The sequence below is a fragment of the Oscillatoria sp. HE19RPO genome, assembly GCF_024220515.1.
Taxonomy (GTDB): Bacteria; Cyanobacteriota; Cyanobacteriia; order Cyanobacteriales; family Laspinemataceae; genus Laspinema.
Genome location: NZ_JAMXOT010000074.1, coordinates 1 through 10,077 on the forward strand (window position 1 = coordinate 1; position 10,077 = coordinate 10,077).

Below are 10,077 nucleotides of genomic sequence, written 5' to 3' on the forward strand. Positions count from 1 at the left end.
AGGCTCAATGCCTTCGGGCAGAGAGAATAGCGGCAATTGGCACCGCCTTGATTGCCGAAAGGCTACGGCTGAGTAGGGTTTAGCAGTCTTACGACTGCCTTCTAAAGAATCCCCGTGTCTTTAGACCGGGGAGTGTCAACTCTACCACTTGCCTTGCCAATTCTAATCCCACGCGCCATGCTGCCCACACGAGGGCAACTAGACTTGAAGCTGTTTCTAGTTTTGAAAAGTGGCGTAGGACAGTTGAGGTTAGCAGCCATCAATCCTTCCAAGGGTGTTATCATACTTTTAGTTTAAATTTTTAGTGAGCCGGGAATGTGTGCAAGCACATTCCCTCTTTTTATTCTACTCCTTAAACGACGTCTCTCGATCCAAAACCTGTGAAGACCCCTCCCCTAACTGCTGGATGCGCCCTGAACTGTAGCCATTGGTCATTTGTCATTGGTCAATTGTCAATTGTCAATTGTCATGGGTCGGTTGTCATTTGTCACGGGTCAATTGTTGTGGACCCAAACTCCCCAGGTATTGTTGGTCCTCAGTCGTCAAAAATCCCAAGGACCAACAACAAATGACCAATGACCAATGACCAATGACAACCGACCCATGACCAATGACTACCCCAAATATCCTCGGGTGACAAACGGAATATCCACAACCTCCCCAGTCGCCTCACCCACTTGCACCTGCAAACCCGCACCTCCAGCTTTCGTGCGAATGTAGGCTAACCCAAAAGGGCCTTCCGGACTGTCGGTGTAACTGGTGAGGGTGCCAACTTTCTCCTCTCCCATTGTCACCACCGTTCCTGGGGATGCGGGTGCAGTGAGTTTGACCCCCCACAGTTGCACCTTCACCCCTTTATAGGTATTCAAGCGGGCGATCGTTTCCTGTCCGATGTAGCAACCTTTATCAAACGAGATATTGTGCCATAATCCCGCTTCTAAGGGGTTGTAATCCTCCGTCAGTTCGCAGTCGGGTGCAGGACGTCCTTGCTGAATTCGCAGTTGTTCCCACCCCTGGGTTCCCAAGGGAATGGCACCGTCATCGGTGAGGAATTTCCACAGGGATGCAGCATCATGGCGATCGCAAATGAGGGTATAACCAGGAAGGGCCAATCCACTACCGACGGCAACTCTAACCTGAATCTCGCCTAGGGTCAGGAGTTGATGACTAGCATGGGGCCGATCGCCTGCCACTCCCCAAGGGGCCAACAATCCCTGACTCCCCGGACCGATTAAACTAAAGGTCGCCATCGAGGCAGTGATATCCTGCAACTCCACGAGATCGGCAGGGAACAGATAGCGATCGAGCCATTCCATAATTCTCTGACGCCGACTGGGGGAGACCAGCAACAGGGTGGTATCCTCAGTCATATAGGCCGTTGCCAAATCAATAGTTCTTGCCGTAGAGGTGACAAAAACCGTATCGCACCCTTGTCCCGGTGGGAGTTTTTGGAACTCATTCGTGCTTTGGTTATGTAAAAAGCGCAGGCGATCGCCACCGCTGACTTGAATCAGCCCCCAATCCGAGCGATCGCATAATGCCACCGCCTGATATGCTGAGGCGATCGCCCCTGGGTCATTCCCATAACTCACCGGCACCTGAATTTCCGAGTCCGAATCCGCAAACACTGCGCCACTCGCCGCCTGAAGGTCATGCAATTCCTCACTCATAGCCATCCCTGGTTTTCTCTAAATTACCTGTTCATAGGCTATCAGACCGCATCAACCTTGTTACAGCTTGGGCAAATTGGCAAAAATGTCCTGAACCAACTGCTTGGCTTTCTCATCCAGTCGATTCCAATCCACTTCTCCCTCTTCATCAATCAAACTGCTATCAATTTCCACATCACGGCTTTCCGTGGCTGCATGAGTAGGGCTATAATTTTGAAAACAAATTTCAAAGCACAGTTCCCAGACATTAAACTTGTGTTCTATTTCTCCCCGTTTTAAACAAAGAAGGTAGCCAGGGAAAGGGGTTTGCACATCTTCATAAGTGCCTTCCCAACAAGAATCTTCGAGGTGTTTGCGAATATTATCTAGCACGCGAATCAAAGCCGGTTGCATCAGGATTTCGGCTTGCTGCCATGCCAAAGTATCTTTAAATTTAGGCTTCATTGTTTATCAAAAACTCATCGGTTCAGTTCCCGAAAAAGCGCCTCTAAATTGATTTAATATATTGCAGAATATCTGCCAGAAAAATCAGCAAAGTTCCGATAATTTGATGGCAGAGAGTCTCAGAGATTTCCGGCATCTGCCGGATTAACTTCAACTCTACCCAAAGAAGCCCGCTGATGCGGGCTAAATCATGAAAAGAAGCAGGCTTTAGACCTGCGTTAAACTGATGCGGTTGGGTTCACCGGGGAGTCCATCCGCTTCAACTTCAACTTAGCGGAACATACTGCTAACGGAACTATCTTCATGAATCCGCCAAATTGTTTCACCTAATAAATTGGCAACCGAAAGGATGGTCAACTGTTTAAAGCGTTTATCCTCGGGTACCGGAATGGTATTTGTAATAATCACCTCTTCAAACACCCCTGTAGAAAGGCGCTCAACCGCTGGAGGAGAAAAAACTGCATGAGTGGCACAGGCATAAACCTGTCTGGCTCCTTCTTTCCGAAGTAAGCGAGCACCCTCGCAGATTGTACCAGCAGTATCGATCATGTCATCGACCAGCACTGCCGTTTTGCCCTCTACATCACCAATCAAATTCATGACTTCGGCCACATTATGAGCTTGCCGACGTTTATCAATAATCGCCAAAGGCGCATCGTTTAACTTTTTGGCAAATGCTCGGGCTCTCGCCACGCCTCCCACGTCTGGGGAGACTACCACAATGTCAGAGAGTTGTTTACTAACGAGGTAGTCCAACACGACAGGCGAGGCATAAACATGGTCTAAGGGGATATCGAAATAACCTTGGATTTGGTCTGAGTGCAAATCCATTGCCAAAATCCGACTTGCACCGGCTTGGGTAATTAAATTTGCCACCAGTTTGGCAGTAATGGACTCTCGTCCCGCTGTTTTGCGATCGGCCCTAGCATAGCCATAGTAGGGAATTACGGCGGTAATTTGCCTTGCCGAGGCTCGTCGGCAGGCATCGATCATAATCAGCAATTCCATCAGGTGGTCATTCACCGGATAACAAGAGGGCTGAATCAGGTAAACATCACATCCCCGGATTGACTCCTGAATTTGGATGTAAAGTTCACCATCAGCAAACCGCTTCCGGACCATTGGTCCCAAATCTATGCCCAAGTAGCGAGCCACTTCCTGAGATAGAGGGACGTTAGCAGAACCTGAAAACAGTCGCAGACGGCTATGGTCAGCAAAGGTAGCCAGAGATGGCTGGAGGGTTAAAGTAGCAGAACGGATCACGGCAGGCACTTCATCGGACGTTCATTGGTTCAAATTTTATCACCTCAATCGGAAATTTTCGTCATTATTTTCTCGGATCTCTATCAAAAGCAATATGGAAATTCCGGGGTAAATTAAATGAATCAATTGGGTGAAAGGGAAACAGATGACCCTCTAATCTATGCACCATCAGGTTTGTGGGGCTATATTTACCTAAATATTGATTAACTTAGACTCAGGGAAACCGGAACAACGCCCCCACCCCCAACCCACTCCCTAAACCTAGCCTCAATTCCTAGCCCTGTTTTTCCCAGGAAACTGTCCAAGCCTTCTGAGATGTCCCCGGAATCATTGCCGACTCCCCTGGGTTGCGGCTAGGCTGGAAGGAGGCTGGCTTCCTCCGTTGCCTCCCTGACTCGGTTTTCCAAAATTAACGGTTAATTATGAAAAAAAAGTGAGGCGTTATGAGCTTAAAGGAACGAATTGACCAAGACATCAAGTCCGCGATGAAATCTAAGGATAAAATTCGTCTGGAAACAGTACGCAGTATCAAAAAATTGATTCTGGAAAAGGAAGTAAGCGTCAGAGCTTTGGGCCAGGATACTTTAACGGAAGAACAAGAACTAGAGATCCTCTCCAGACTCGCCAAGCAACGCAAAGAGTCTATTGAACAATATCAGCAAGGGGGTCGCGAGGAACTCGCCGCACAAGAGGCCCAAGAATTGGCGATTTTGGAAGAATATCTGCCCCAGCCGCTGTCTGATGAAGAAGTGAGTACAGTCATTGATCAAATTGTGGCTGAAGTGGGCGCTACCTCTCTCAAAGATATGGGCAAAGTGATGGGTCCAGCGATGGAACTGCTCAAAGGCAAGGCGGAAGGCAAAAAAGTTCAAGAAATGGTCAAAGCCAAGCTTTCAGGCCAGTCCTAGAATTTCGTGACCGTCTCAATCGGTCGGATAAAAAACCGGGTTTCTGGCCCTGATGGGTTGTCGGGTTGACAAAAATGAAATGAAGTGATGAACCCCCTTGTCTGGTTATGACTGTAGCCTCTCATTGGAGAACCGAGCTTGATATCCCTGCGAAGCCCAAAAACCCTAGGCAGGTCCTTTGTTTGATTGAGGCATTGATGAGCCTCGTCAATTTCAGCCGGATTTGACCTAATATCCAGTTTAAAAATGGGAGTTTTTGATGAATCTAACTGACAAAATTCAGCCGATTACTCGTGCAGCGATTTGGATTGCCCGTTATACAGTAGTTGGAGTTACCCTGGCGATCGCCAGTTGTTTAGGAGCCTCCCCCAACTTCGGCCAAAACCCTAATCCCCCTCAAGCTCAATCCCAGCAGTGGCGTCGAATGACCGATTCAGAAGTCTCGCAACAGTGGGAAAATATTCTCAACTCTCCCTTGGGAGTTGCCGCCCTCAATCAGCTTGCTCTAGAAGGCTTTATCAGTTTCCAGTGTTCCAAAACCTTCTATATCAACGAAGAGTTTGGCGGTTTTCAAACCTTACTGCGCGTCCAATGTCCCACCCCCCGGGGTCTTTCTGCTGCCCTGGCTTATGATGAAATGCGCGTCATCTTCAATCGGTTTGAAATGAGTATCGATAATTTTGAGATTCAGCGGGTTTCTGAGGAACGCCCTCCTGAAATAACTTTGCCAGAATAGAAGGAGGAAACTCCCGATCGCTCGGGGGGCAAATAGGGGACTCATACGGAATCCGGTTGGAATCGGTCTATAAAAACCCGCAGGCTCAAGCCTGGGGCTATACAGACAAAGCCTGCCTGCGCAGGCTACTCCATAAAAACGACTTTTCATAACCGGATTTGGTATCAGGAGGGGCCGGCAGAAGTTCCCTTTACAGCCAACCGGAACAGACTGAATAAAACACTCACGACGAATTCCTTCCCGTCCTTCCCCTTTTGAGTTAGGGATTATAGATCATCCGGGTTGGCCCGATCGCCCTTTGTCCCTGCTGATATCTTGAATAGCGAGCCCAGCCATCGCCATTAAGTCGGTTAAACCCTATCAAAGACCCCTCAATCCCTCTGATTTAAACGAGAACTTAACTTCTATGCAAGCCGCAATTTTTAGTGGAACCATCTTACAAAACCGATATCATATACTTAGTCTTTTAGGTCAGGGAGGGTTTGGCCGCACCTATCTCGCCGAAGATCAAGGACGGTTTAATGAACGCTGCGCCCTCAAAGAATTTATTCCCGCCCAAAATGGCAGCCATGCCCAGGTCAAATCCCTGGAATTATTCCAACGAGAAGCCGCCATTCTCTATCAAATTCAACACCCTCAAATTCCTCAGTTTAGAGCCACCTTTGAAGAAGAAGGACGGCTGTTTTTAGTCCAAGATTATGTAGCCGGAAAAACCTATCGCACCCTGCTCGAAGAGTATAAATCCGCAGGCAAGCGCTTTTCTGAAACTGAAGTGTTGCAGTTAATGCAGCAACTTTTACCTATCCTGGATTACATCCACAGCCAAGGAATTATTCATCGCGATATTTCTCCGGAAAATATCATTCGCCGCGAATCCGACCGCTGGCCCGTCTTGATTGATTTTGGTGTGGTGAAAGAATTGGCTACCCTGATTCAGTTTCCAGAACAGGGGACTGCCGCCACAACTGTCGGAAAATTAGGCTATGCTCCCAGCGAACAAATGCAAACAGGTCGAGCTTATCCCAGTAGCGATCTCTATGCCCTAGCGGTGACTGCTGTGGTCTTGCTCACTGTAAGAGAACCTCAAGACCTATTTGATGATGTCAAGCTGGTCTGGCACTGGGAACGATTTGTTCCCCATCCCGTACAGCCAGAATTGGTCAGGGTCCTGAATCGGATGTTGAGTTACAAACCCGGCGATCGCTACCAGTATGCCAAAGAAGTCCAGCTCGTTCTGGCCCAACTGACTGTCCAACGCCCGATTCCTCAAGGCAACGATCCCACTGGATCGGAATTGGCTACTATTGCCGTAGGCCCCAACCCCGTGGTTTCTCCTTCCCTAGACCCCAATTTTCCTCGACCCGGAATCTCTACCAGTTCTGATTCTTTATTCGACCACCCGATCGCGATCGCCTTGGGAATCTTTGCCATCATTCTCTTGAGTGGATTAGGGTCTTGGAATGTCGTCCGTTCTTTCTTAAAGCTGGATCGCCCCGATGTCCAGGAGAATCCGGCTCCCTTATTTTCCAATGTTGAATCGGACCTGGAACCGGCAACCATTCCACCGCTTCCCCCACCCAATCCGGACCCCACTATAACCCCCTCACCCAATCCCAACTCCACCCCTTCTACTCCGGCAACATCCTCTAACCCTTTGCCTATTCCTAGCATCCCACGCCCCGGTTCCCAACAACCGGAACCCCCACCCCCAGCAGACCCGATTATTTCTACCATTCCCCTCAAGGTTGACACCGGGGTAACCACGGCAGTAGAAGGCACTGTGGAAGAAAACGAAATTATTAAATACGTCGTTTCAGGAACCGCCGGTGAACTGTTGAGTGCAAGTCTCGCCAACCGAGGGATTTTAATGAACGTATGGGGTCCCAACCGGATGGCGCTTGGGGAATCCAGAGGCGTCACTCAATGGACGGGAAGGTTACAAGAAACCGGAGAATACGAGATCGAGTTATTTAGCTTACCCGGATTCTCCCCGAGTAATTTTGAGCTGCGGATCACTCGGGCGAGTCGGGCATCAACCGCCCCCGAATCACCCCCTCCGGGTTCCCTGCGGGATCAGTCCCCGGTTCCGCCAGAACGTTTAGAATCTATCCCTAGTCCCGCCCCGAGTCCAACTCCTCCGTCTAGACCGGAACCTACCCCGGCTCCCACTCCTGGACCCCGACCAGAACCTACCCCGGCTCCTCGGGCGATCCCTGTCCCGACGCCAACCTCGGCTCCGACGCCGGAGATAGACATCCAACGAGTTCAGGTCTCCGGGGGCAGTAGCAGTCAAATGAGTGGACGCACGACGAGCCAACCGAAACGCTATGTGGTGAATGTGAACAGAGGCCAGATTCTGAAAGTATCGGTGGTTTCTGGGGCGATCGGTCTGGATATCCGCTATCCCAGTGGTCAAATGGTTGAAGATGGTGCGATGCTGGTGCAATGGCAAGGTCAGGTTTCTGTCCCTGGAGATTATAAAATTGATATAGCCGCAGGAGCCGGGATCAATTATGAAATTGAGATTAGCGTCAGCGACTAGAACGTAAGCGATGGCCAAACTGATGACCAAGGACCGGAATAAAACATTGAACACATTACTGATTGCCGGAACGGATACCGATGCGGGTAAAACCGTTGTGACAACGGCGATCGCTGCCTATTGGCAACGGTATTATCCCCTGGGTTCCCTGGCCCTGATGAAACCTCTGCAATCGGGAACCGGCGATCGGGAACTCTATCAACGGCTGTTTGAGTTACAACAATCCCCAGAAGAAATTACGCCTCTCTATTTCGAGGCCCCCCTCGCCCCCCCAGTGGCCGCCCAAAGGGAAGGTCGTTCCGTAGACCTCAAACAGCTCTGGCCGGTGTTTACCCAATTGCAAGAGCGTTATTCCTTTGTGCTAGTGGAAGGCGTGGGGGGATTGGGTTCCCCGATTTCTTGGGAGTTGACTGTAGCCGATTTAGCCCATGATTGGCGCATTCCCACGGTGTTAGTGGTTCCTGTCAGGTTAGGGGCGATCGCCGCTGCTGTTGCTAATGTCGCCCTCGCCCGACAAGCTGGAGTGCCGTTACTCGGCATTATCCTCAATTGTGTCCAACCTCGTTCTGACGCAGAAGTTGCTGATTTAACTCCTATCGATTTAATCGAATCACTCACTCAAACTCGCGTCTTGGGGACGATTCCCTGTTTGGAGGATGCTCAGAATTTAGACCAACTCATTCACTCGGCCTCTAATCTCGACCTTGAGTTACTGCTGCCCCGGTTACCGATTTTAAACCCTTAAAATAAAGTGGATATTATACCCTAAAACTTGTCAATTTGCTCATCTAAAAACCAGAGTATTTCTCGCTTTTTTCCACAAAGATAAAAGCTATATTTTTTGGTCTTGGGTTATTAAAAACCCAGTAATTATTGTGAAAGTCTCTATTTTTTCAACAGTTCAACCCATGTTTTCTACATCTCTCAATCCGCAGCGAATTAATCAATCGAGTCTTCGGTCTGACATACAGGCTTTACAGCCTCAACTGGTAGAATGGCGGCGGTGGTTACATCAACGTCCCGAACTTGCTTTTAACGAACATCTGAGTGCTGAATTCATTACTCAAAAATTACAACAATGGGGAATTAAGCATCAAACTGGGATTGCTGAAACCGGGATTGTGGCCATTGTTGAAGGTAAAAATCCGGGCAAGGCGATCGGGATTCGCGCTGATATGGATGCCCTGCCGATTTTTGAAGAAAATGAGATCCCCTACCGATCGCAGCATCCGGGAAAAATGCACGCTTGTGGACATGATGGTCATGTGGCGATCGCCCTAGGGACAGCGTACTATCTCTCCCAACACCCCGAGCAATTTTCGGGAACGGTCAAATTCATTTTCCAACCCGCAGAGGAAGGACCAGGGGGTGCTAAACCCATGATTGAAGCGGGAGTTTTGGAAAATCCGGCAGTAGATGCCATCATTGGATTGCACCTCTGGAACAACCTCCCCCTCGGCACTGTTGGGGTGCGTAGCGGTCCTTTAATGGCAGCAACGGAGTTTTTCCGCTGCCATATTCAGGGTAAAGGCGGACATGGGGCCATGCCTCATCAAACCGTGGATTCAATTTTAGTCGCCGCCCAAATCGTTCAGGCCTTGCAAACTATTGTGGCCCGGAATGTCAATCCTTTAGAATCTGCAGTGGTAACCGTGGGGGAACTTCATGCCGGGAAGGCGTTAAATGTAATTGCCGACTCCGCCCACTTAAGCGGAACCGTGCGCTATTTTAATCCAGAATTAGGTGAGGCTATCCCTCAACGGATTGAGCAAATCATTGCGGGGGTTTGTCAGAGTCATGGGGCGAGCTATGAGTTAGATTACCAAAAACTTTATCCGCCAGTGATTAATCATCCGGCGATCGCGAGCTTAGTGCGATCGGTCTCTGAAAATGTCGTGGAAACTCCTGCCGGAATTGTTCCAGAGTGCCAAACGATGGGAGGGGAAGATATGAGCTTCTTTTTACAAGAAGTCCCCGGCTGTTACTTCTTTCTAGGCGGAGCCAATCTCTCTCAAAACCTAGCCTATCCCCATCACCATCCTCGGTTTAATTTTGACGAAACCGCTCTGAGCATAGGAGTTGAAATCTTTGTTCGCTGTGTCGAGCAGTTTTGTTCATGATTTTCATAACACTCTAAACACTAAAAAGCCTCCGGTTCTATGTAGAGAAACCGGAGGCTTTTTAGTTTAAATAGTGACCGGGCACCGAGCTATTTTCCCAGGAGGCTACCCTCCAAGTATCTTCGCCGCAGTCGCGTTTCACGTCCGAGTTCGGGAAGGAGTCGGCGTGGTTCCACGAAGCCATAGGCACCCGGAAAACTGTGAGGTTGATAAACCCTCAAGACTGCATAAAGAAAAGAAATCAAAGAAGTTGAATGAGGTCAAGCCCTCGGTCTGTTAGTACGCCTTGGCTACATACATTACTGCACTTCCACCTAGCGCCTATTAACGGGTGTTCTGCCCGTGACCTTACTGGATTAACTCCATGAGAGCACTCATCTTGAGGTGGGCTTCC

The 10,077-nt window shown here is 49.3% G+C and carries 8 protein-coding genes and 2 rRNA genes; 5 read left to right on the forward strand and 5 right to left on the reverse strand.

The window, feature by feature from the left end:
• Positions 1–614: 614 nt before the first annotated feature.
• The 3 genes from NG833_RS07720 to NG833_RS07730 all read right to left on the reverse strand — a co-directional run bounded on the left by NG833_RS07720 (position 615) and on the right by NG833_RS07730 (position 3,377).
• Positions 615–1,670, reverse strand: coding sequence for a folate-binding protein YgfZ (locus tag NG833_RS07720; RefSeq protein WP_254564720.1), 1,056 nt, complete (start codon positions 1,668–1,670; stop codon positions 615–617).
• 60 nt (positions 1,671–1,730) lie between these two features.
• Entirely contained in the window at positions 1,731–2,114 is a 384-nt protein-coding gene (locus NG833_RS07725) for a hypothetical protein (protein WP_254564721.1), read from the reverse strand.
• 270 nt (positions 2,115–2,384) lie between these two features.
• A complete protein-coding gene (locus tag NG833_RS07730; RefSeq protein WP_207087574.1) occupies positions 2,385–3,377 on the reverse strand; it encodes a ribose-phosphate pyrophosphokinase in 993 nt (330 codons plus the stop codon).
• Between the two features lie 443 nt (positions 3,378–3,820).
• On the opposite strand from NG833_RS07730, the gene NG833_RS07735 reads away from it, so the two are divergent.
• From NG833_RS07735 to NG833_RS07760, 5 genes are all read left to right on the forward strand, one after another.
• Positions 3,821–4,285, forward strand: a complete 465-nt coding sequence (locus NG833_RS07735; RefSeq protein WP_254564722.1) for a GatB/YqeY domain-containing protein — start codon at positions 3,821–3,823, stop codon at positions 4,283–4,285.
• Between the two features lie 259 nt (positions 4,286–4,544).
• On the forward strand, positions 4,545–5,021 hold the full coding sequence (locus tag NG833_RS07740) for a hypothetical protein (RefSeq protein ID WP_254564723.1): 477 nt from the start codon (positions 4,545–4,547) through the stop codon (positions 5,019–5,021).
• 406 nt (positions 5,022–5,427) lie between these two features.
• Positions 5,428–7,563, forward strand: a complete 2,136-nt coding sequence (locus tag NG833_RS30745) for a serine/threonine protein kinase (RefSeq protein WP_305884985.1) — start codon at positions 5,428–5,430, stop codon at positions 7,561–7,563.
• A gap of 22 nt (positions 7,564–7,585) precedes the next feature.
• Positions 7,586–8,308, forward strand: coding sequence for a dethiobiotin synthase (gene bioD, locus NG833_RS07755; protein WP_375293888.1), 723 nt, complete (start codon positions 7,586–7,588; stop codon positions 8,306–8,308).
• Positions 8,309–8,471: 163 nt separating this feature from the next.
• Positions 8,472–9,683: a M20 family metallopeptidase gene (locus NG833_RS07760; RefSeq protein ID WP_254564725.1), complete on the forward strand. Its 1,212-nt coding sequence runs from the start codon at positions 8,472–8,474 to the stop codon at positions 9,681–9,683.
• Between the two features lie 76 nt (positions 9,684–9,759).
• Here NG833_RS07760 and rrf read toward each other — a convergent pair.
• Positions 9,760–9,877: ribosomal RNA gene (gene rrf / locus NG833_RS07765) — 5S ribosomal RNA — on the reverse strand.
• 62 nt (positions 9,878–9,939) lie between these two features.
• Positions 9,940–10,077: ribosomal RNA gene (locus NG833_RS07770) — 23S ribosomal RNA — on the reverse strand; the annotation flags it as partial.